A 21,974-nucleotide genomic window follows, 5' to 3' on the forward strand; every position below is an offset into this window, starting at 1 on the left:
CCTCCGGCTCATGCGGACTGCTTCTCGAGCGCTGCGGCGATCAGGCCCGCGAACAGCGGGTGCGCGCGCGTGGGGCGCGACTTGAACTCGGGGTGCGCCTGCGTGGACACGAAGTACGGGTGCACGTCGGCCGGGAGCTCGACGAACTCGACGAGCGACGAGTCGGGGGACGTGCCGGAGATCAGCAGCCCCGCCTCCTCCAGCTCGACCCGGAAGCCGTTGTTGACCTCGTACCGGTGGCGGTGCCGCTCGGTGACCTTCTCGCTGCCGTAGGCCTTGGCCACCACGGAGCCGGCGACCAGCTGCGCCTCGTAGGCGCCCAGGCGCATGGTGCCGCCCATGTCGCCCTCACCCTCGACGATCGCCTTCTGCTCGGCCATGGTGGCCACGACCGGGTGGCTGCTGGTCGGGTGGAACTCCGTGGACGACGCGTCCGCCCAGCCCAGCACGTTGCGCGCGTACTCGATGACCATCGACTGCAGGCCCAGGCAGATGCCGAGGGTCGGCACCAGGTTCTCGCGCGCCCAGCGCAGCGCCCCGACCTTGCCGTCGATGCCGCGCACGCCGAAGCCGCCCGGCACCAGCACCGCGTCGACGCCCTCGAGGGATGCCTTCGCGCCCTCCGGCGTCTGGCAGTTGTCGGCCGCGACCCAGCGGATGGCGACCTTCGCGTCGTTGGCGAAGCCGCCGGCGCGCAGCGCCTCCGTCACGGACAGGTACGCGTCGGGCAGGTCGATGTACTTGCCGACGAGCGCGACCTCGACGTTGTGCTCGGGCTCGTGCACGCGCTCCAGGAGCCGGCTCCAGCCGTCCCAGTCCACGTCGTGGAAGGGCATGCCCAGGCGGCGCACCACGTAGGCGTCGAGGCCCTCGGCGTGGATGACGCGCGGGATGTCGTAGATCGACGGGGCGTCGGCGCAGTTGATCACTGCTTCGTTGTCGACGTCGCACATGAGCGCGATCTTGTTCTTGATGCTCTCCGGAACCACGCGGTCGGAGCGCAGCACGATGGCGTCCGGCTGGATGCCGACCGTGCGCAGCGCGGCCACGGAGTGCTGCGTCGGCTTGGTCTTCAGCTCGCCCGACGGGCCGATGTACGGCACCAGCGAGACGTGCAGGAAGAACACGTTGTCGCGGCCCAGCTCGTGCCGCACCTGACGCGCGGACTCGAGGAACGGCTGCGACTCGATGTCGCCGACGGTGCCGCCGATCTCGGTGATGATCACGTCGACGTCGTCGGAGGCCTGCTCGCGCATCCGGAACTTGATCTCGTCGGTGATGTGCGGGATGACCTGCACGGTGTCGCCCAGGTACTCGCCGCGGCGCTCCTTGGCGATGACCCGGGAGTACACCTGGCCGGTGGTCACATTGGACGAGGCGGGGAGCTCGATGTCGAGGAACCGCTCGTAGTGCCCGATGTCCAGGTCGGTCTCGGCGCCGTCCTCGGTGACGAAGACCTCACCGTGCTGGAACGGGTTCATGGTGCCGGGATCCACGTTGAGGTACGGATCCAGCTTCTGCATCGTGACGCTCAGGCCACGGGAGCGAAGGAGACGGCCGAGTGACGACGCCGTCAGCCCCTTGCCGAGAGAGGACGCCACACCACCGGTGACGAAGATGTGCTTGGTCGGCGTGGAGGCGCCGGACCGATGACGGGACTGGAGACTGCTTCGGTGTTCGACCACGGAACTCCATCCTATCCGAGGTACGGCGTGCTCGCGGTGTAACCGCCAGCACACGCGCTCGCCACACGGGCTTATCGGTTGGTTCCGGTCGAGTCTGCCCCCGCTGCGGCCATCGCGCTCGCTAAATCAGGCGTTCCTGGAGAACTTCCTCCGCAGCTTCGCCCACGCCCTCCCCAGCCGGACGCCGACGGGGCCACGCAGGTCGCGGTCGAGCAGCACGGCGATCACGAGCGTGACCAGCGCGGCCAGCAGGCCGACCGCGAGCCCGAGGCCCAGCTCGGCGACGAACGCGCCGCCGTCGAACGGCACCTCGGGCTGCGGCCCGTCCGCGAACCAGAAGGACGAGCGGCTCTGCGGCGCAAGCCACAACGGCACCCCGAGCCCGACGGCGGCCCCGGCGCCCGCGGCCACGAGGAGCACCGCGAGCGCCCGCCAGACGCCGCCCAGCGCGGCCGGGCCGAGGTGCCTGCGGACGGCCAGGAGCAGGCCCAGCCCGGCCACGACCATGCCCGCCGTGCCGACGGCGCCCAGGACCGCCATGACATCGGTCCGCAGCAGGTACTCCGAGCAGGACGGCGTGGCGCAGCCCGGCCCCGGCGACCGGCCCGCGAACAGCAGCGGCACGAGGGCCGCGCCGACCGCGGAGACGCCCCACCCGCTCGCGGTGGCGACGACGGCTGCCCGCCCGTGGTCGACGGCGTACAGCGCCCGCGACAGGTGCAGGATCAGCGCGAACCCGATCAGGCCCGGGGCCATCCAGACGAGCCCGGCGGCCATGCCGGGGGCGTCCCCGAGCACTATGAGGTCGAAGACCCGCTCGACGAAGGGAGCGGCCGCGATCAGCGCGGCCACGCCCACCGCCGTCACGAGCAGCAGGGTGCGCGTCGTGCGCGCGACCAGCGCGCGCAGCTCGTCCGTCCGGCCGGCCGACGCGTGCTCCGCGAAGTGCGGGAACGCGCTGGTCGCGATGGGGAACGCGAGCACCGCGTAGGGCAGCAGGTAGACCTGCTGGGCGTACAGGTAGACCGAGAGGGTGCCGTCGCCGCCGGCGGCGTTGGCCGCGCGCAGCGTCAGGAACACCGACAGCTGCTGGGCGACCAGCGCGCCCACGCCCGCGAAGGCCAGGCGTGCGGCGCGGGGCCCCTCCCCGCCGGGGAACCGCAGCGTGGGCCGCAGCCGCAGCCCGGTGCGCCACACGGGGACCACGAGCGGCAGCGCCAGGAACAGGACGCCCACCGTGGTGCCCCAGGCCAGCCATTCGAGCGCCTGGGCCGACAGCGCGGCGACGTCCTGCTGGTCGCCGTTCGCCAGCAGGCCGAAGACCCCGTAGACCACAATCACGACGAGGCTGGAGACCAGCGGCGCGAACGCCGGCCAGAAGAACCGCTTGTGCGCCTGCAGGATGCCGCCCAGCACGACGGCCAGGCCGTAGAGCGGCACCTGTACCGCGAACACCCGCAGGAAGGCCGTGGCGACGTCCACGTGCACCGGGTCGTCGAGCCCGGTCAGGCCGATGATCGGGCGCGCGAGGAGCGCCATCAGAGCGGCCAGCGGCACCAGCAAGACCAGCGTCCAGCCCAGCAGCGCCGACGCGATCCGCGACGCCTGCTCCTTCGAGGCCGCTGTGCCGTCGGCGGTGAACGCGGCCCGGGCCAGGGGCCCGGCCAGCAGCGGCACGACGGCGCCGGCGAGCGCGCCGCCCGCCGCGACCTCGAACAGCAGGTTGGGCAGCTGGTTGGCGGAGTTGAAGACCGTCCCGACGCCGTCGGACCCGAGCCAGGCGCCCTGCGCGAGCCAGCGGCCGAAGCCGACCACGCGGCTGGCGAGGGTGACTACCGTGACGAGCAGTGCCGCGCTCGCCAGGCTTCCGGTTCGGCTCACGCGCCCGGGGAAGCCACGGGTCCGCTGGTCGGACCAGCACCGCTGATCGGGCCGACACCGCTGGTCGGCCCCACACCGACGGCCGAGCTCGCCGAGACCTCGTCCTGGGTCTCGGCGGGCCCGGCCGGCCCGGCCGGCTCGGCCGGCCCGGCCGGCTCGACGGGCTCGGCGGGCGAGTCCGCCGCCGGACGCCGGCCGAGCATGTCGACCCTGTTGAGCCACTCGTTCCCGGCGATGACCTTGGAGAAGCTGACCTTCTCCGAGGCCAGCATGAGCCCGACGACGCCGGCGAGCGCCGCCCACCGCACCGACCGGGGCGCGTTGAACGCGATCTGGCTGCCGACCAGCGCTCCGAGCGCGTTGGCGCCGCCGTCGCCCAGCATGTCCTTCTCCCCCAGGTCGCCGGGCGCGGCCGCGGCGGCCGCGCCCAGCACGGCGCCCGCCGCGCCGGTGCCCGCGAGCGCGAACGGCAGGCTCGCCGCAGTGCCGGCCTTGAGCGCCCGGCCGGGCCGCAGGTCGAAGAGGTTGATCAGGTTGGCGGTGCCGCCGATGAGGGCGCCGTTGAGGCCGACGTCGACCAGGTGGCCGAACGCGCTGCGCGCCGTACGGGGCGTGCCGACGGCCGAGGCGACAAGTGCGGAGCCCGAGATGCCGAGCACCTTGAGGCCGCCCGTGGTCAGCTTGCCCTCCTTGAGCGCGCCGAGGTGGCCCCGCAGACCCTTGGTGCGCACGGAGGTGTCCTCGGCGAGGTCGTCGACCAGGCCGAAGCCGCCCGCGGCGGCCGTGGCGAACGCCGTCGCACCCGGGGCCGTGCCGCCCCCGACCGCCGCGCCGGCCACGAGGCCCACGGCGACCGCCGGGCCCTCCAGCAGGCTGATCGGCTCGCCGCGGTGGTTGGTCCGCGTCCACATGTCCGCACCACCGAGGGCACCTTCGGCGACCTTCTCGTCGAGCTTGCGGCGCGCGAGCGCCGTCGCGACGCCGGCCACGATGCCCGCGGCGATGAACCTGCCTGCACCCATGAGTACCCCTCGGTCTGTGTCGATTCTTCGAGTCTGTGCTTCGGGTCAGGCCCCACCTGTACCGGCTGAACCTGCGGTTCCGCTTGGGGTGAGCACCCCGCGCTGCGCCACGGCTCAGCCGGCGGGCGGCGGCAGGACCGCCGTCGCGTCGTCCTCCAGGCCGTACTGGCCGACGACGCCGCCCAGCCGCGCCGCGACCGCGAGCGGGACGTTGATGCGGCCCGCGAGCCGGTCGACGCCGCTGACGGTGGTGACCTCGGCGGCGATCTCCTCGTCGTCCCGCACGGCCTGGACGGCGTCGCCCGGGTCCTCCGTCGGCCCGGCGAGCACCGCGGCGCCGGAGACCTGCTGCGCGGCCAGCGTGAAGGCGGTCCACACGTCAGGGGTCGGCTCCGCCTCCTCGGTGGAGCCGTCGGCGGTCTCCTGCGGCTGCCCGGCCGGGCCCACGAGGAGCACGAGCGCCTGCGCGGCCTCGGTCTGCTCGTCGCCCGGCTCCACGAAGCCCAACCGCTCCAGCTGCGCCTCGAGGTCCGTGGCCTGCGCGCTGCGGTCGGCCGCGCCGTCGCTCCCCGTGAGCGCGAGGGCCACCGCGGCGCCGAGCACGGCGCTCGGGGCGTCGCCCTCGGGGGCGGCCGCGCCGAGGTTGGCGCGCAGGCCCTCGGCGACGGTCTCGCGCGACGACTCCTCGTCGGGGTCGGTCCACGCGTCCGTGAGCACCGACTCGGACACGACCGTGGCGCCCGCCGTGTCCAGCTGGTTCAGCACGCCCTCCCGCACCTCGTCGGAGACCTCGCCGAGCTGCACCACGGCCACGCGGTTACCCTCGAGCGACCCCGGCACGAGCCGCGTGCCCACCGCCTCGATGTAGCGCTCGTCGCCGTCGAGGGCGCTCTGCGTGGCGTCCAGCTCGGTGCGCAGGTTGGTGCGCTCTTCGCGCAGCGCGTCCACCTGTTCCGTCAGCGTCTCCCCGATCGCGCCCTGCAGGGGGCCTGCACCGAGGATGATGCCGACGGCGAGGGCGAGAAAGACGGAGATGAGCGAGACGAGGTGGTATCGGAAGTCGATCACGGTACGGAGGAGTCCTTAAGCATGTTCCGGGCGGTAGAAGCCCGGCATCAGGTCGGGGCGGCGTGAGGTCCAGGAGGGGGCTCCGGGCCGGTCAGCCGCCGAACAGGTTACCGATCCAGGACACGACGTCGTCGAAGCGTGCCCCCATCAGTCCGAAGAAGGTCTGGCCGGCCGAGGTCGAGGCCAGCGCCGCGAGCACCGCCGCGACACCCGCGCCCGACAGCACCGTGAGCTGGGTGTTCGAGATCCGCGTGCGGTACAGCCGGGACACGCCCTTGGCGTCCACCAGCTTGCCACCGACCCGGAGCCGCGTGAGGAAGGTCGAGGCCATGCCCGCGCGCCCCTTGTCGAGGAACTCGACGAGGGTGGCGTGCGTGCCGACGGCGACGATGAGCTCGGCACCCTTGTCGTCGGCCAGCAGCATGGTGATGTCCTCGCTGGTCCCCGTCGCGGGGAACACGACGGGTTCCACGCCGAGCGCCTTGACGCGCTCCAGCCCGGGGGCCTTGCCGTCGCGGTAGGCGTGCACCACGATCTCCGCGCCGCAGGCCAGCGCGCGGTCGGACACGGAGTCCATGTCGCCCACGATCATGTCGGGCTGCCAGCCCGCGTCGAGGATCGCGTCCGCGCCGCCGTCCACGCCGATCAGGACGGGCCGGTTCTCCCGGATGTAGGACCGCAGCAGCGCCAGGTCCTCCCGGTAGTGGTAGCCGCGCACCACGATCAGCACGTGGCGGCCCTCGATGGGGGTCCGGATGTCGGGCACGCCCACGCCGTCGAGCAGGAGGTCCCGCTCGCGGCGCAGGTACGTCATGGTGTTCTCGGCGAACCGCTCGATCTCGGCCGACAGGCCCTCACGGGCGGCCGCCATGTTCTCGGCCACCGTCTTCGGCGTCTGGAACGTGCCCTTGGCCACGACCACGCCGTCGACGACGATCTCGCCACCCACGATCTCGATGACCGCGTGCTCGTCGATCCCCATGACCGACGGGCCCAGGTCGTCCACCAGGACGATCCCGGCGTCGACCAGGATGTTCGGGCCCGTGTTGGGGTACCGGCCCGACGTCGAGGGAGCGGCGTTCAGCACGGCGACGGGCGCGGCGGACACGAGGGCGTCCGCCGCGACCCGGTCGATGTCCACGTGGTCGATCACGGCGACGTCGCCGTGGTTCAGCCGGGACGTGAGCTCCTTGGTGCGCGCTCCGATCCGGGCGGGGCCGTGCGCCACGGCCGCCTGAAGTACCAGGGCCTGCGCGGCCGCGCTCTTCGCTGCGGCCTTGTCGGCGCGCTTCTCGGGTCGAGAGATCAGCTTCATCCGGCCTATCGTCCCACGACCGAGGACTCCAGGAGCTCCAGCGCGTGGGTACGTGCCGTCTCCGAGTCGTCCTGGCCGGAGAGCATGCGCGCCAGCTCCCGGACCCGGGCGTCCGCAGTGACCTCGCGCACACCGGTCACCGTGATCATCCCGTCGTCGCCGTCGGCCGATCCGGCCTCGTCGTCCGAGCTCTTGGTGACCACGAGGTGCGCGTCCGCGAACGCCGCGACCTGGGCCAGGTGGGTCACCACGACCACCTGGGTGCTGCGCCCCAGCTGCGCCAGACGGCGGCCCACCTCGACCGCCGCCCGGCCGCCGACGCCGGCGTCGACCTCGTCGAACACGAACGTGCTGCGCGGCGTGTCGGCGGTGCGGGCGGCCGCCGCGCCACCCGACGTCGCCAGCGCCACCTCGAGCGCGAGCATCACGCGCGAGAGCTCACCGCCGGACGCGCCCTTGCCGAGGGGCCGCTCTGGCGCTCCCGGGTGCGGCACCAGCAGGAACGTGACCTGGTCCGCCCCGAACGGGCCGGGCTGCTCGAGCCGCTCCGCGTTGACCACGAGGTGGGCGCCGCCCATCGCGAGGCCGTGCAGCTCGTTCGTCACGGCCGCGGCCAGCTCGGACGCGCCCCGGGTGCGCTCGGCCGTGAGGATCTCCGCCAGCCGGGCCAGCTCGCCGTCCAGCTCGGCGACGCGGGCACGCATCGAGTCGAGGCGGTCGCCGCCGTCGTCCAGGTCGAGCAGGCGCAGGCCCGCGTCGCTGGCCCACTGCAGCACGTCGTCGATGGTCTCGCCGTAGGAGCGGGTCAGGGCGTTCAGCTCCGCCATGCGGTTGTGCGCTGTCTCCAGGCCGGCCGGGTCCGCCTGCAGGTCGTCGACGTACGCGGCGACGTCGGTCGCGACGTCGGACAGCAGGTAGCCCACCTCGGCGAACCGCGTGGCGAGCGCGCCGAGCGCGGCGTCGGAGTGTGCGGCCGAGTCCAGCGCGCGTCGCGCCCGCTCCACCAGCGCCAGCGCGTTCTCCCGCGCACCATCGGCGTCCTCGCCGGCCACCGCCTCGTGCGCCTCGGTGGCAGCCGTGCGCAGCCCCTCCGCGTTGGACAGGCGCTCGATCAGGGCCTGCAGCTCGGCGTCCTCGCCCGACGACGGGTCGACCCGCTCGATCTCCTCCAGGCCGATGCGCAGCAGCTCCACCTCGCGCGACCGCTCGGCGCTGCGCGCCTCCAGGTTCGCGATCTCGGTCAGCAGGCCGCCGCGCTCGCTCCACGCCGCGCGGTAGGCGGCCAGCACCCGCTGGTGTGCCGGGCCCACGAAGGTGTCCAGGGCGTCGCGCTGCTTGGCCGACGTGCGCAGCCGCAGCTGGTCCGCCTGGCCGTGCACGGTGAACAGGTCCTCGGCGATCTCCGCGAGCACGCCCTGCGGCACGGCACGGCCGCCCAGGTGGGCGCGCGACCGGCCGTCGGCGATGGTGCGCAGGATCACGACGGTGCCGTCGTCCTCCACCTCACCGCCCGCCTCGTCGACGCGGCCCAGGACGGCGTCGCGCCCGGAGACGCGCACCCGGCCCTCGACCGCCGCCGACGACGCGCCCGGGCGCACCGACTGCGGGTCCGCCTTGGCGCCCATGAGCAGGTTGAGGCCCGTGAGCACCATCGTCTTGCCCGCACCCGTCTCACCCGTGATGACGGTCAGGCCGTCGGACAGGGGTACCCGGGCCGAGCGGATGACGCCCAGGTTCTCGATAGCGATCTCCTCGAGCACCTGACTCCTTAATTCTCTGGTGTGGTGTCGGCTGGGTCAGAAGGTACATCCTGCCCCGTTGGATGCCCCGACCCGACACGGTCCCGCCAGCCCGATACGGGAAGATTGAACTTGGACACGAGGCGGTCCGCGAACGGCGCGTTGGACAACCGCGCGAGCCGCACCGTACCGCCCTGGCGCACGACGACGCGAGACCCGCGGGGCAGCCGGATCTCCCGGCGTCCGTCACAGGTCAGCACTCCCTCGACCGTCGACTGCGGCAGCACGTCGACCGTGTACCGCGACCGCGGGCCGATCACGAGCGGCCGCGCGAACAGCGCGTGCGCCGACAACGGCACCATCAGCACGGCGTCGACGTCCGGCCAGATCACCGGCCCGCCGCCCGAGAAGGCGTGCGCCGTGGAGCCCGTGGCCGTTGACATCACCACGCCGTCGCAGCCGAACGACAGCAGCGGACGGCCGTCCACGCCGATAGCCACCTCGAGCATGCGGTCGCGCGTGGCCTTCTCGACGGTGGCCTCGTTCAGCGCCCAGCCCACCACCGGCTCCGCCGTGCCGGGCAGGTGCACCGTCACGTCGACCGTGGCGCGCTCCTCCACGTCGTAGTCCCGTGCCGCGAGCCGCTGGACGGCGGCGCGCAGGTCCTCGCGCTCCGACTCCGCGAGGAAGCCCACGTGCCCCAGGTTCACGCCGAGCAGCGGCACGTCCGTGCCCCGGGTCAGCTCCGCCGCGCGCAGGATCGTGCCGTCGCCGCCGAGCACCATCACCGCCTCGGCGTTGTGCACGCCCTCCGCGACACGCTTGGCGGCCATGTGGTCGCCGAACTCCTCCGCGAGCGCGTCGTCGTGCAGCGTGTACTCGAAGCCCGCGGCCTTCAGCTCGCGAAGCGCCTCGGCCAGTGCGGCGACCGCCCGGGGGCGCCCGCCATGGGTCACGATGAGGACGCGCCGGGTCACGGTTCCCGCTCCTTCTGCTCGGCCTGCTGGGTGCTCTCCTGGGGGCTCTGCTCGGAATCCCGCCCGGTCCTTCGTCCGGTGCTCTGCGGTTCGCGCACGACGGCGGCCGGCGGCTCCGGCGGGTGGCCGGGCCGGCCGGCGGGCTCGCCCTGCGCCGGGTCCCAGGCCACCGCCGCGCCGACGGCGACGGCCAGCGCCTGCTCGCGCTCGTCGGTCTGGTTGACTGCCTGGCCGCGCAACCGGCTACCTGACTGGCTGCCTGGACGTGGGCCGGCGGCGGGCGTCAGCCACACGAAGAACTCGCGGTTCCCGCTCGGCCCCGGGAGCGGGCTCGGCACGACCGCACGCACCCGCAGGCCCAGGCCCTCCGCCGCGCGCGCCACGGTCGTCACCGCCTCGGCGTGCAGCGCCGGGTCGCGCACCACGCCCCCGCTGCCCAGGCGCTCGCGCCCGACCTCGAACTGCGGCTTGACCATCAGCAGCGCCTGCGCCCCCGGGCGCAGCACGCCAGCCACGGCGGGCAGCACCACGGTCAGGGAGATGAACGAGAGGTCGGCGACCACGAGATCCGGGAGCCGGGCGAGATCGCCCGGGGTCAGGTCGCGTACGTTGAAGCCCTCGACGACAGTCACCCGGTCGTCGGCGCGCAGCGCCGGCACGAGCTGGTCGTGCCCCACGTCGACCGCGACCACGTGGGCAGCGCCCCGGCGCAGCAGCACGTCCGTGAAGCCACCCGTCGACGCACCGAGGTCCGCGCAGAACGCGCCCTCGACCACCGGCCCGCCCGGCACGCGGGCCAGCGCGTCCAGCGCACCGGCCAGCTTCAAGGCGGCGCGCGACGCGAACTCGTGCTCCGGGTCGGGCCCGGGAGCGACCGACACCTCCTCGCCGTCGGACACCGCCGACGACGGCTTGGCCACCACCCGGCTCGCCACCGACACGCGGCCGGACGCGACGAGCTCGGCGGCGTGCCGCCGCGAACGGGCCAGCCCACGGCGGACCAGCTCCGCGTCCACGCGCGTGCTCGCTGTCATCGTCACCACCGTCAGGCGTCACCGCTCAGGTGCGCCCGCAGAGCGTCGTGGACCGCCTCAAACCGGGCGACGTGGTCGGCCGGGGGCAGGTCGTCGAGCCCGTCGAGCGCGTCGAGCGCGTGCCGGACGCCCACCTCGGGGTCAGCCGGGCCACTCGCGGGTTCCTCGATCTCGTAGAACTCGTCCATCGTGCGTCAACGCTCCACTGTGCTCGTCCGTGCTCGTCGGCCACCCAACGCCCGCTACCCACGGGCCGTCGGCCTGCTGCAAGACACGGTACCCGTCGCCTCCGACAGAACCCTGGAGGAATCGGCCGGGTCCTGTTGGTGGTGGCCGGGGAAGTGCCTACGTCTGCGGAGTGTGTTGCTCTGCGTCGACATTGTCCACGCAGAGCAACACACTCCGAATTCGTACAGTCGCCCCCGGCACCACCCTCGGATCAGGCTCCACCTGCCCGCCCGAACCTGCGGTTCCACTTCGGGCGCGTGCCTCGTTCTTCGACCCGCACCCTGCCCTGCACCTCAGGCTCAGGCGGTGAGCTCGGGTACCGTCTCGGGGTCCAGGGTCTCCCCCGCGTCGACGGCGGCCCACGCCGCGGCGCACGCAGCGCGGACCAGGTCGATCCCGGAGCCGTCGAGCCGCAGCCCGCCGTCGGCCACCTGGGCGGCCGCACCACCGGACACGTGCCAGCCGTCCGCGAGCACCGGCGCCGGATGCGGTTCGAGCAGCGCCCGCAGGTCCGCACCCAGGAACGACGGGCGCTCCCCCGGTACCGCGAGCACGGCGTCGCGCGCCGTCGAGACGCCCGTCAGCACGTGCAGCCCCGGATACCCGCCGCCGCGCGCGCCGGCGAGATCCGTGTCGAGCCGGTCCCCGATCACCAGCGCTCGGCTCGCCCGGGCCCGCTCGACCGCGAGCCGGTACATCGTTGGCGACGGCTTGCCTGCACTGTCGGGCGTGACCCCCGTCGCCGACACGACGGCGCCCACCAGCGCGCCGTTCCCCGGCGCGAACCCGCGCGCCGTCGGCAGCGACAGGTCCAGGTTGCTCGCCACGTGCCACGCGCCACGGCCCACCGCGTAAGCAGCCTCCGCGAGCTGGGCCCAGCCCACCTCGGGTGCGTAGCCCTGCGCGACGGCGTCCGGCTCGTCGTCCGCCGACTCCACCACCGTGAAGCCCGCCGACCGCACCGCCGTCACCAGCCCCTTGCCGCCCACCACGAGCACCTTCGCACCCGAGTCCAGCCGGGTCGTGAGCAGCGCGGCGCACGCCTGCGCGGCAGTCATGACCTCGTCCGGGTCGGTCGGGATGTCCAGGCCCGTGAGCTGGCCCGCGACGTCCTCCGGCTCACGCGAGGCGTTGTTCGTCACGAACAGCAGGCGCATCCCGCCCGACCGCGCCGCGGCCAGGCTCACCGCCGCGTGCTCGATCGGCAGGTGCCCCCGGTACGCCACGCCGTCCAGGTCGACGAGCGCGAGGTCAAAGGCCGCGGCGAGCGGGACGTCGCTCGCCAGGAGGCCGGCGCTCGCGCTCACGCCTTCTCCTGCCCGGCGTCGGACTCTGCGGCCGGCTCGTCGTCGGCCCCTTCGTCGGACTCCGGGGCGCTCGGCTCGTCCAGGGCGTCCGCCTCGGGCTCGTCCGCGACGTCGTCGCTGTCCGCATCGTCCGCGGGGCCATCGTCCTCGGAGTCCTCGTCGTCTTCCGGCTCGAGCTCGTCAGGCGAGTCGGCAGAATCGGGCGAGTCGGCGGAGTCAGCAGAATCGGCGGAGTCAGCGGAATCCGGAGAGTCCGGGGAATCCGCAGAGTCTGGCGAGTCGGCCGAGTCCGCGGACTCGTCGTCGAGCTCGTCATCCGGCTCGTCGTCCTCGTCAGAGTCGTCCTCGTCAGAGTCGTCCTCGTCAGAGTCGTCCTCGTCGTCGGGCTCCTCGTCGTCCGCGAACTCCTCGGGATGGTCGGCGGCGTACTCCTCCTCGGCGAGCGCCGCGTCCTCCTCGACGTCGAACACCGTGATGTCCTCGTCCGGAGCCTCCGCACCGATGGCCCGTTCGAGCGCCTTGCTGTCGACCGACGCCAGCAGGGCGGCGGCCTCGTCGGCCCGGCCCGCGACCTCGAGTGCCACGGCTCGCGCCTGCAACACACGCAGCCCGAGATCGCCCTTGGCGTCCTCGGCCGCGATCTTGTCCAGCACGGCCAGGGCGGCGTCGTGCTCGCCCAGGTCCGAGCGGGCACCGCTCGCGACGATCGCGAGCTCGACGCGTCCGGTCGCGTCGAGCGTCGCGGCCTCCTCCGACGCGGCGAGCGCCAGTGCGCGCTCCGGGCGGCCGAGGCCGCGCTCGGCGTCGGCCATGATCGGCAGGTGCTCCGACGAGCCGTTCAGCCGGCGGACCGTGCGCAGCTCACGCAGCGCCTCCGCGAAGCGGTTGGTGTGGTACGCGGCCAGGCCGGCGGCCTCGCGCACGATGTCGATGCGGCCCGCGCCGCGCACCGCCGCCTGGGCGTGCTCGTAGGCACGCTCCGGGTCGACGTCGAGCAGCCGGCCCGCCATCACCAGGTGCAGCCCGACGTACTCGGCGTGCTCCTTGCTCAGCCCGCGCAGGCGCGAACGTACGTCACGGTCGAGCTGGCTGAACGAGACGTCCTCGGCGATCTCCGGCTCCGGGGGCCGGGGAGCGCGTTCCTCGCGCTCATCGCGCTTGTCCGGGCGCGGCCGGTCGTCGCGGTCGCCGAACGAGCGGCGCGGCCCGCGGTCGTCCTGACGCGGACGGTCGCCACCACGGTCGTCGCGACGGGGCCGGTCGGTGCCCCTGTCGTCGCGGCGGGGACCACCGGTGCCGCGGTCATCACGGCGCGGACCACCGGTGCCGCGGTCATCCCGGCGCGGACCACCGCTACCTCGGTCATCCCGGCGCGGACCACCGGTACCCCGGTCATCCCGGGGCGGACCACCAGTGCGGTGGTCGTCACGACGCGGCCGGTCGCCGTCGTTGCCCCGGAACGGACGGGCGCCACGGTCGTCCCGGCCACGGCTGTCCCGAGCGCCCCGGTCGTCCCGGTCGTTGAACGAGCGGCGGGGTCGGTCGTCGTCGTTCCGGCGGAACGGGCGGTCACCACCGCGGTCACCGGTACGCGGACGGTCACCGGCACGGTCATCGTGACGCGGACGGTCACCACCACGGTCGTCAAACGAGCGGCGCGGACGGTCATCACGGTCACCGAACGAACGGCGAGGCCGGTCGTCATCGTTCCGGCGGAACGGACGGTCACCACCACGGTCACTGGTACGCGGACGGTCGCCGCCACGGTCGTCCCGACGAGGGCGGTCGGCGCCACCGTCATCCCGACGCGGGCGGTCGCTGCGGTCGTCGCGGCGCGGGCGGTCGCTGCCGCCGCGGTCGTCGAAGGAGCGGCGCGGACGGTCGTGGTCCGGACGAGCCGGACGGCTCCCGCCGCGGTCCTCGAAGCTACGGCGCGGGCGGTCATCACGGTCGCCGAACGAGCGGCGCGGCTTGTCGTCACGGTCGAAGGTTCGACGGGGACGGTCGTCGTCCCGGCGCGCGGGACGGTCGCCACCACGGTTGTCCCGGGCCTCGTACGGCCGGCTCGGCCGGTCGCCGTCGTTCCCGCGATACGAGCGGTCGGAGCGTGCGCCGCGGTCGTCGCGGCCGCCCCGGTTGTCGCGGTCCCCGTAGGTGTTGCGGGGCCGGTCGTCGTTCCGCCGGGGCGAACGGTCACTGGCGCCCCGGTCATCGCGGCGCGGACCAGCGGCACCCCGATCGTCCCGGCGCGGACCACCGGTACCACGGTCATCGCGGCGCGGGCCTGCGGCGCCCCGGTCCTCGTACTGCCGGCGCGGGCGGTCGTCGTCGCGCCGGTGGGTGTCACCGCCACGGGCGCCGTCATACCGGCGGCCCCGGTCACCACCGCGCTCCCCGCCGCGGTCCTCGCGGCGCGGCCCATGGCCCTCGCTGCGGTTGGCGCTCTTGCGCTCGCCGCGGCGGTCGCCCTCGCGGTCGTTCCCCTGGTCACGGGGCGTTTCGTTCACGGTGTTCCCTTCGATGACAGATGCCCGCACATTCTCCCACGCGAGCAGGCATCCCCCGGGGTCGAAAGCCTGTGACGTGCGCGTCCAAGACCGGCCGAGCTGCCCCGCCGACGCCGAGCTCGGCCGGCTGCACGCAGGCCAGAACCGAGCTCGCTGCAAGCCAAGCCGCCCCTGGCAGCTAACCCAGCAGCTCCCCCGGCCCCACACCGCGCAGCGACGCGTCGAGCACCAGCACCATGTGCGCCGTCGGCATCTCTCGCCCCTGCCGCTGCAGCGCGTCCGTGATCTGCAACAAGCACCCCGGGTTGGAAGTCACCAGCAGCGAAGCCCCCGTCGCCGCCACGTTCGCAGCCTTCCGGTCCCCCAGCTCCCGAGCGGGCTCCGGGTTGGTGAGGTTGTAGATGCCGGCCGACCCGCAACACATGTCGCCCTCGGCGATCTCCTTGACCACCAACCCGGGGATCGTCGCGAGCACAGCGCGCGGCTGCGCCTTCACACCCTGCGCATGCCGCAGGTGGCAGGCGTCGTGGTACGCCACCGTCATCGGCAGCGGATGCCGCGGCGCGACGGGCTCCAGCTCGGCCAGCACCTCGGAGATGTCGCGGGTCTTCGCCGCGAACTCCGCGGCCCGCTCCGCATAGGCCGGATCGTCGGCCAGCAGGTCCGCGTAGTCCTTCATCGTCGACCCGCACCCGGCCGAGTTGGCCACTATCCGCTCCACGCCCGCGTCCGCGAACGTGTCGATGAGCGCCCGCGCGTAGTCGAGTCCCTCGGCCTCGCGTCCGGCGTGCACGGACAGCGCGCCGCAGCACCCCTGGTCGGGCGGCACGACGACGTCGCACCCCTCCGCGGCCAGCACCCGCGCCGTCGCCGCGTTGACGCCCGGGTAGAACTCCCGCTGCACGCAGCCCAGCAGCAGCCCGACAGTCATCCGCCGCGCCCCGACGGCCGGCACCAGCGCCGGCACCGGGATCCGCGGACCCACGGGCGGCGCGATGGCCTCCATCGTCGCCAGCGTCGGCGAGATCCGGGCAAGCACCGGCCGCACCAGCCTCGACAGCCCCGTGCGCTGGTACAGCGCGAGCAGCGGAAGCACCCGCCGCAGCCGCTCGGGCCGCGGGAACAGGGAGAAGATCGCCGACCGCAGCAGCCGCTGCCCGCGCGTGCGATGCTCGGCGCCGCGCCGCTCGACCTGCTGCCGGGTCGCCTCGACGAGCTTGTCGTACTGCACCCCCGACGGGCACGCCGTCACGCACGCCATGCAGCCGAGGCACGCATCGACGTGCTGCACCAGCGACGCCGACATGGGCTCGCCCTCGAGCCCCTCCTTCATGAGGTAGATCCGCCCGCGCGGCGAGTCCATCTCCTCGCCCCACAGCGAGTACGTGGGGCAGGCCGGCAGGCAGAATCCGCAGTGCACGCAGTCGTCGACCAGCTCCCGGGCGGGCGGATGGTGCTCGTCGAAGGCGCCGAGCAGGTCCGGCTTCGCCTCGGTCATCAGATGCCTCCCACGAATCGGCCGGGCGCGAGCCTGCGCCCGGGATCGAGCTGCCGCTTGACCGCGCGCATCAGGTCGAGCCCGCCAACAGGCCCCCACGCGTCGAGCGCCGCGCGCACCTCGCGCGATGCGCGCAGCACGGTAACGGTCCCGTCCCGCGGGCTGGGCGCGGCCCCCCGCAGGTGCCCGACGGCGGACGCGGTCGCCTCGGGCGTCCCCGTCACCACGGCATGCAACACCCCGGCGGCGGTCCCGCGCAGCGCCACGCCGACGCCGTACCGCTGCTCGGCGTCGCGCGCCGCCGCCAGCAGATCGGCCACCCCGGTCAGCGTGGCGGTCGCCTTGGCGAGGGTCTCGACCGGCTGCCCACCGGCCGAGCCGCTCCCGCCCACAGAACCCGCCGGGTCACCCGGCAGCGCCGCCCACCACGCGGGCGGCTCGTCCTGGACCCGCCCGCCCAGCAGCTCGGCCGCCGCGGCAGCCCGCTGCCCGACGGCGGCTCCGGTACCCTCCAGCAGCACCGCCACGGCGGCGTCGTCGCTCCCCGCGGGCCGGTCGATCTCGACCGCGGCAGGCGCAAGCTGCGAGGCGACCACGTCGCGGGCCCGCGCGGCGACGTCGGCCAGCGGTCCGGTCGCCACGACGAACGCCCGGTCCGGCCGGGCCGGATGCAGCCGGAACGCCGCCCGCACCACCACGCCGAGCGTGCCGTACGCGCCCGTCAGGAGCTTGGCCAGGTCGTACCCGGCGACGTTCTTGACGACCTTGCCGCCCGACGACGCGATGGTCCCGTCGGCGAGCACCACGGTGGCCCCGAGCACTAGGTCGCGGATCCCGCCGCGCTGCAGGCGGCGCGGCCCGGACGCCCCGGTCGACAGCGCGCCGCCAACGGTAGAGCCGCCGGCCAGCCGCTCCGGCGGCAGGTCCACCACGAGCTCCTGCGCGGCGGCCCGGACGCTCTTTGAGAGGGCCGCGACCGGCAGCCCGGCCTCGGCCACGACCACGAGGTCGCCCGCGCCGTGCTCCACGAGCCGGTCCAGGCCAGTGGTGTCCAGGATCAGGTCGACGCGCTCGGGCGGCGCGCCCCAGTCCAGCGCCGTCCCGGCCCCGCGCGCCAAGGTGACCAGCCCCTGGGCGGTCGCCTCGCGCAGCACGGCGGCCACGCCGTCCGCCGACGCCGGCCGGGCGACCGCCGTCGCGCGTACCCCGTCCACGGCGTCCCCCGGACCCGCTTCGCGGACCTCACCACCGTCCTGCTCGAGCGCGTCATCGAGCCGCTGCAGGTCCGCCATCAGAAGACCTCCGCCACGCCGGACTCGGCGAGCGGGTGCGCGCCCTGGTGCCGGCCGGGCCGCTCCCCGCACAGCCGGGGCGTCGGGAACACCTTGCCCGGGTTGGAGATGCCGTCCGGGTCGAACGCGCAGCGCACGGCCTGCATGGTGTCGAGGTCGTCGGCGGTGAACATGCGCGGCATGTGCTTGGCCTTGTCGGCGCCCACGCCGTGCTCGCCGGTGATCGAGCCGCCGTGCTCCAGGCACAGGTCGAGGATCCCGCCCGCCACGGCCTCGGCTCGGTCGACGGCACCCTCGACCGAGCCGTCGAACAGCACGAGCGGGTGCAGGTTGCCGTCGCCGGCGTGGAACACGTTCGCCACCCGCACCCCAGCGCTCTCGCCGAGCTCGGCGATCTGCCGCAGGACCAGCGGCAGCGCCGTCCGCGGGATCACGCCGTCCTGCACTATGTAGTCCGGGCTGATCCTGCCCACCGCCGCGAACGCGGACTTGCGGCCCTTCCAGATCAGGGCGCGCTCGTCGTCGTCGGCCGCCACCCGTACCTCGAAGGAGCCGGCCGCCTCGCACAGCCGCACGACGTCGTCGAACTCGCCCGCGACGTCGGGCGACGGCCCGTCCAGCTCGACAACCAGGACGGCGCCCGCGCCGGCCGGGTAGTTGCAGTGCACTGCCGCCTCGGCGGCCTCGATCGCAAGGGCGTCCATCATCTCGATCGCGGCGGGGATCACCCCGGCGGCGATGATCGCGGAGGTGGCGGCCCCGGCGTCGTCCATGGAACGAAAGGCGGCCAGCAGCGTCCGGACCTCCTGCGGAAGGCGCGTGAGGCGCACCGTGGCCGCGGTGACGATGCCGAGCGTGCCCTCGCTGCCCACCAGCGCGCCGAGCAGGTCGTACCCGGGCGCGTCCGGCGCCTTGCCGCCGATCTCGACCTGCTCGCCGCCGGGCGTCACCAGGTCCAGACCCGTGACGTGGTTGGTGGTGAAGCCGTACTTGAGGCAGTGCGCGCCGCCCGAGTTCTCGGCGACGTTCCCGCCGATCGAGCACACGGACTGGCTCGACGGGTCCGGTGCGAAGTAGTAGCCGTCCGGGCTGGTCGCGGCGGTGAGCTGCAGGTTGATCACCCCGGGGTCGACGACGGCGCGCTGGCCCTCGACATCCACCTCCCGGATCGCCCGCATCTGCGACATGACCACGAGCGCCCCCGCGGCGTGCGGCAGCGCCCCGCCCGACAGGCCCGTGCCCGACCCGCGCGCGACGAACGGCACGCCGTGCCGCGCGCAGGCCCGCACCGCCGTCGCGACGTCGCCCGCATCCTGCGCGAGGACCACCACGCCCGGGACCACCCGGTACGCCGCCAGCCCGTCACACTCGTAGGTACGACGGCGCTGCCGGTCCGTGATCACCTGCTCACCGCCGAGCTCAGCAACAAGCTCGGCAATAACGGCGTCCAGCGCCGCAGGCCCGCCTGGCGTCATCGACATGCTCGCGGGCATGTGCAACCTCCTCGTCGCTGGCCACTTCTGTCGTTGAGTGCTGGATATTCGCCCTCCAGGGACCGCCTGGAGGGCGAATATCCAGCACTCAACACCGGGTCAAGGCATGCGTTCGTATGCCGGGAGGGTCAGGAAGTCCGCGTAGTCGTCAGCCACCGCCACCTCGAGGAACGTCTGCTTCGCCTCCGTGTAGTCTGCCTCTTCACCCGGCAGCTTGGCGATCTCTTCCTCGACGATCCGGTCGATCAGCTCGCGCGTGACCTGGTGGCCGGTATCGGCGAGAGTCACGTCGTTGTGCAGCCACTGCCACACCTGGGACCGGGAGATCTCGGCGGTCGCCGCGTCCTCCATGAGGTTGAAGATCGCGACGGCGCCGAGCCCGCCGAGCCACGCCTTGAGGTACTGGATGCCCACCGAGATGTTGTTCCGCAGCCCCGCCTCGGTCACGTCCCCGGGCGTCGCGGCGACGTCCAGCAGCTGCGCCGCGGTGACCTGCACCTCCTCGCGCGTACGGTCGATCTGGTTCGGCTTGTCGCCCAGCACCGAGGTGAACACCTCCTTGCACAGGTCGACCATGCCGGGGTGCGCAACCCAGGACCCGTCGAAGCCGTCGTTCGCCTCGCGGGTCTTGTCGTCGCGCACCTTCGCGAACGCGGCCGTGTTGACCGCCTCGTCGCGGCTCGGGATGAACGCGGCCATGCCGCCGATCGCGTGCGCGCCCCGGGTGTGGCAGGTCTTGACCAGCAGCTCGGTGTAGGCCCGCATGAACGGCACGGTCATCGTGACGGCGTTGCGGTCGGGCAGCATGAACTCAGTGCCGCGCGTCCGGAACGACTTGATCACGGAGAACATGAAGTCCCAGCGGCCCGCGTTCAGGCCGGAGCTGTGCTCCCGCAGCTCGTAGAGGATCTCCTCCATCTCGAACGCCGCGGGGTAGGTCTCGATGAGCACGGTGGCGCGAATGGTGCCCTGCGGGATCCCGAGAAAGTCCTGGGCCAGCACGAACGCGTCGTTCCATAGCCGCGCCTCCAGGTGCGACTCCATCTTGGGCAGGTAGAAGTACGGCCCCTGCCCCTTCTCGTTCTGCCGCAGCCCCGCGGTGGCCAGGTAGAGCGCGAAGTCCACCAGGCTGCCCGACACCGGTCGGCCGTCCACCAGGATGTGCTTCTCCGGCAGGTGCCAGCCGCGCGGGCGCACGATGATCGTGGCCAGCTCCTCGTCCGGCTTCAGCGCGTAGTGCTTGCCGTTGTCGCCCGTGAAGTCGATGGTGCGGTTGATCGCGTCGAGCAGGTTGAGCTGCCCGCCCACCACGGCGCTCCACTGCGGGGTGTTCGCGTCCTCGTGGTCCGCGAGCCACGCCTTCGCGCCGGAGTTCAGCGCGTTGATGGTCATCTTGCGATCGGTGGGACCGGTGATCTCGCAGCGACGGTCCTCGATCCCGGGCGCCAGCGGGGCGACACGCCAGGTCGGATCGTCGCGGATGTGCTTGGTCTCGGGCAGGAAGTCCAGGGTGCCGCCCGCCGCAAGGTTCTCGACCCTCCGTTGCCGGGCTGCGAGGAGCTCGAGCCGACGGTCGTCCAGCTCGCGGTGGAGGGCGACGATCAGCTCCAGCGCCTGGGGTGTCAGCACCTCCTCCGCGCGCGGCGCGATGTCGCCTGTGATGGTGAGGCCCTCTGGAGTATCCACGTGTCTTCCCTTGGTCGAGCGACTTGGCTCCGGGCCGCAATTCCACGATACGGAAACCAAATACTTCCTAGCGAAAACACTAGGTGCCCGATGGCGCCGGGTCAACGCGGGCTCAGCCCCCGGACAGCTCCGCGGCGACCTGCCCTGCAACCTCGTGCAGCAACGGCACTGCCCGCTCCCCGAACTCGAACGAGACCCGCGCCGCAGGACCCGACACGGACAGCGCCGTCGGCACGGGCGCACCCGGCACGACGACGGCGAAGCACCGCACACCGATCTCCTGTTCGCCGTCGTCCACGGCGTACCCGCGCTCGCGTATCTCGGCCATCGCCGCCAAGAGCGCCTCGACGTCGGTGATCGTCCGGTCCGTCGCGGGCTCAAGGCCCGCTCGTATCGCGATGTCGCGCACCGTCGCGTCGGGCAGCTCGCCCAGGAGCGCCTTCCCGACGCCCGTGCTGTGCAGGTGCACTCGTCGCCCCACCTCGGTGAACATCCGCATCGAGTGCGACGACGCCGCCTGCGCGACGTACACGGCCATCTCTCCGTCGAGCATCGCCAGGTTCGCCGTCTCCCCCAGCTCCCGTGCGACGCGCGCCAGGTGTCGCCGCGCGCCGGCTCCGAGCTGGCGGCCGGCCGCATCGCCAAGGCCCATCATCCGAGCACCGAGCGCATAACGTCTCGAAGGAAGCCGCCGGGCATAACCACGGGCGACCAGGGTGCGCATCAACCGATGGATCGTCGGCAGCGGGAGGCCCGACTGCTCCGAGAGCTCGCTCAGGCCGGCATCACCGCCGACCTCCGCCAGAATCTCGAGCAGATCGAGCGCTCGCTCGACCGACTGCACGCCAGGCTCTGCCACGTCACCCTCCCCATCGGAACCCCGGAACTACCGGTTGACGGAAACAGCATTCCACAAGGCGGAACCTGCGGACGCCGAGGCCCCCGAACCCAGCAAGAACCCAGGCCCGAGCCGCAACTTGCCGACCGCCCCAGCGGCCGAGCCGCAACCTGCCGACCGCCCCAGCGGGCGAACCGCAACCTGCCGGTCGTCGCAGACGCCGAACCGCAACGCGCCGGTCGTCCCAGCGGCCGAACCGCAACCTGCCGGCCGTCCCAGCGGCCGAACCGCAACTTGCCGGTCGTCGCAGTGGCCGAGCCGCAGGACGCGCGTCGATCGCCGCCCGTGTGGACCATCAACCTTCGGTCCGATCCCCCGGAGGGCGTGCAACATTCGGTTCGGCC

The 21,974-nt window shown here is 73.4% G+C and carries 17 protein-coding genes; 1 reads left to right on the top strand and 16 read right to left on the bottom strand.

Going from position 1 to position 21,974, the window contains the following annotated elements; genetic code table 11:
• Window positions 1–8 precede the first annotated feature (8 nt).
• The 11 genes from C8K30_RS28830 to C8K30_RS30845 all read right to left on the bottom strand — a co-directional run bounded on the left by C8K30_RS28830 (window position 9) and on the right by C8K30_RS30845 (window position 13,269).
• Window positions 9–1,685 (bottom strand): CTP synthase, encoded by a 1,677-nt coding sequence (locus tag C8K30_RS28830; RefSeq protein ID WP_108496335.1) that lies wholly within the window; start codon window positions 1,683–1,685, stop codon window positions 9–11.
• A 126-nt stretch (window positions 1,686–1,811) separates the two neighbouring features.
• Window positions 1,812–3,566: a murein biosynthesis integral membrane protein MurJ gene (gene murJ, locus C8K30_RS28835; protein ID WP_108496336.1), complete on the bottom strand. Its 1,755-nt coding sequence runs from the start codon at window positions 3,564–3,566 to the stop codon at window positions 1,812–1,814.
• The gene (locus tag C8K30_RS28840; protein WP_233257549.1) at window positions 3,563–4,588 is read right to left on the bottom strand and encodes a hypothetical protein; all 1,026 of its coding nucleotides are present in this window, start codon (window positions 4,586–4,588) and stop codon (window positions 3,563–3,565) included. The genes murJ and C8K30_RS28840 overlap by 4 nt, the downstream gene beginning before the upstream one ends.
• A gap of 114 nt (window positions 4,589–4,702) precedes the next feature.
• A complete protein-coding gene (locus C8K30_RS28845) occupies window positions 4,703–5,656 on the bottom strand; it encodes a copper transporter (protein ID WP_108496337.1) in 954 nt (317 codons plus the stop codon).
• Window positions 5,657–5,747: 91 nt separating this feature from the next.
• Window positions 5,748–6,971, bottom strand: coding sequence for a putative cytokinetic ring protein SteA (gene steA / locus C8K30_RS28850; RefSeq protein WP_108496338.1), 1,224 nt, complete (start codon window positions 6,969–6,971; stop codon window positions 5,748–5,750).
• Window positions 6,972–6,976: 5 nt separating this feature from the next.
• Entirely contained in the window at window positions 6,977–8,731 is a 1,755-nt protein-coding gene (gene recN / locus C8K30_RS28855) for a DNA repair protein RecN (protein WP_108496339.1), read from the bottom strand.
• A gap of 8 nt (window positions 8,732–8,739) precedes the next feature.
• On the bottom strand, window positions 8,740–9,687 hold the full coding sequence (locus tag C8K30_RS28860) for an NAD kinase (RefSeq protein ID WP_108496340.1): 948 nt from the start codon (window positions 9,685–9,687) through the stop codon (window positions 8,740–8,742).
• Window positions 9,684–10,721 carry a TlyA family RNA methyltransferase gene (locus C8K30_RS28865; protein ID WP_108496367.1) on the bottom strand — a complete coding sequence of 346 codons (1,038 nt, stop codon included), beginning with the start codon at window positions 10,719–10,721 and terminating at the stop codon, window positions 9,684–9,686. Before C8K30_RS28865 ends, C8K30_RS28860 begins: the two co-directional genes overlap by 4 nt.
• 11 nt (window positions 10,722–10,732) lie before the next feature.
• On the bottom strand, window positions 10,733–10,909 hold the full coding sequence (locus tag C8K30_RS31075; RefSeq protein ID WP_165919737.1) for a hypothetical protein: 177 nt from the start codon (window positions 10,907–10,909) through the stop codon (window positions 10,733–10,735).
• A gap of 339 nt (window positions 10,910–11,248) precedes the next feature.
• Complete coding sequence (locus C8K30_RS28870; RefSeq protein WP_108496341.1) at window positions 11,249–12,256, bottom strand: HAD-IIA family hydrolase; 1,008 nt, start codon at window positions 12,254–12,256, stop codon at window positions 11,249–11,251.
• Complete coding sequence (locus tag C8K30_RS30845) at window positions 12,253–13,269, bottom strand: hypothetical protein (protein ID WP_158281160.1); 1,017 nt, start codon at window positions 13,267–13,269, stop codon at window positions 12,253–12,255. The genes C8K30_RS28870 and C8K30_RS30845 overlap by 4 nt, the downstream gene beginning before the upstream one ends.
• Window positions 13,270–13,272: 3 nt before the next feature.
• Here C8K30_RS30845 and C8K30_RS28880 point away from each other — a divergent pair, with 3 nt between their 5' ends.
• A complete protein-coding gene (locus C8K30_RS28880) occupies window positions 13,273–14,838 on the top strand; it encodes a hypothetical protein (RefSeq protein ID WP_108496342.1) in 1,566 nt (521 codons plus the stop codon).
• A gap of 103 nt (window positions 14,839–14,941) precedes the next feature.
• Here the strand turns inward: C8K30_RS28880 and glcF are convergent, their stop codons facing one another.
• The 5 genes from glcF to C8K30_RS28905 all read right to left on the bottom strand — a co-directional run bounded on the left by glcF (window position 14,942) and on the right by C8K30_RS28905 (window position 21,591).
• The gene (glcF, locus tag C8K30_RS28885; RefSeq protein WP_108496343.1) at window positions 14,942–16,261 is read right to left on the bottom strand and encodes a glycolate oxidase subunit GlcF; all 1,320 of its coding nucleotides are present in this window, start codon (window positions 16,259–16,261) and stop codon (window positions 14,942–14,944) included.
• Window positions 16,261–17,553, bottom strand: coding sequence for an FAD-binding oxidoreductase (locus C8K30_RS28890; protein WP_108496344.1), 1,293 nt, complete (start codon window positions 17,551–17,553; stop codon window positions 16,261–16,263). The genes glcF and C8K30_RS28890 overlap by 1 nt, the downstream gene beginning before the upstream one ends.
• Window positions 17,553–19,046 (bottom strand): FAD-linked oxidase C-terminal domain-containing protein, encoded by a 1,494-nt coding sequence (locus C8K30_RS28895; RefSeq protein ID WP_233257550.1) that lies wholly within the window; start codon window positions 19,044–19,046, stop codon window positions 17,553–17,555. The genes C8K30_RS28890 and C8K30_RS28895 overlap by 1 nt, the downstream gene beginning before the upstream one ends.
• A 99-nt stretch (window positions 19,047–19,145) precedes the next feature.
• Window positions 19,146–20,732 (bottom strand): malate synthase A, encoded by a 1,587-nt coding sequence (gene aceB / locus C8K30_RS28900; protein ID WP_108496345.1) that lies wholly within the window; start codon window positions 20,730–20,732, stop codon window positions 19,146–19,148.
• A 112-nt stretch (window positions 20,733–20,844) separates the two neighbouring features.
• A complete protein-coding gene (locus C8K30_RS28905) occupies window positions 20,845–21,591 on the bottom strand; it encodes an IclR family transcriptional regulator (RefSeq protein WP_199230751.1) in 747 nt (248 codons plus the stop codon).
• Window positions 21,592–21,974 lie beyond the last annotated feature (383 nt).

This window comes from Promicromonospora sp. AC04 (assembly GCF_003058225.1).
Lineage (GTDB): Bacteria > Actinomycetota > Actinomycetes > Actinomycetales > Cellulomonadaceae > Promicromonospora.

Bases quoted from the DNA above. Each gene is read 5' to 3' on its own strand.
- C8K30_RS28840 (WP_233257549.1), bottom strand. From the start codon at position 4,588: ATGGGTGCAGGCAGGTTCATCGCCGCGGGCATCGTGGCCGGCGTCGCG.
- C8K30_RS28895 (WP_233257550.1), bottom strand. From the start codon at position 19,046: ATGCCCGCGAGCATGTCGATGACGCCAGGCGGGCCTGCGGCGCTGGAC.
- glcF (WP_108496343.1), bottom strand. From the start codon at position 16,261: ATGACCGAGGCGAAGCCGGACCTGCTCGGCGCCTTCGACGAGCACCAT.
- steA (WP_108496338.1), bottom strand. From the start codon at position 6,971: ATGAAGCTGATCTCTCGACCCGAGAAGCGCGCCGACAAGGCCGCAGCG.
- C8K30_RS28890 (WP_108496344.1), bottom strand. From the start codon at position 17,553: ATGGCGGACCTGCAGCGGCTCGATGACGCGCTCGAGCAGGACGGTGGT.
- C8K30_RS31075 (WP_165919737.1), bottom strand. From the start codon at position 10,909: ATGGACGAGTTCTACGAGATCGAGGAACCCGCGAGTGGCCCGGCTGAC.
- C8K30_RS28865 (WP_108496367.1), bottom strand. From the start codon at position 10,721: ATGACAGCGAGCACGCGCGTGGACGCGGAGCTGGTCCGCCGTGGGCTG.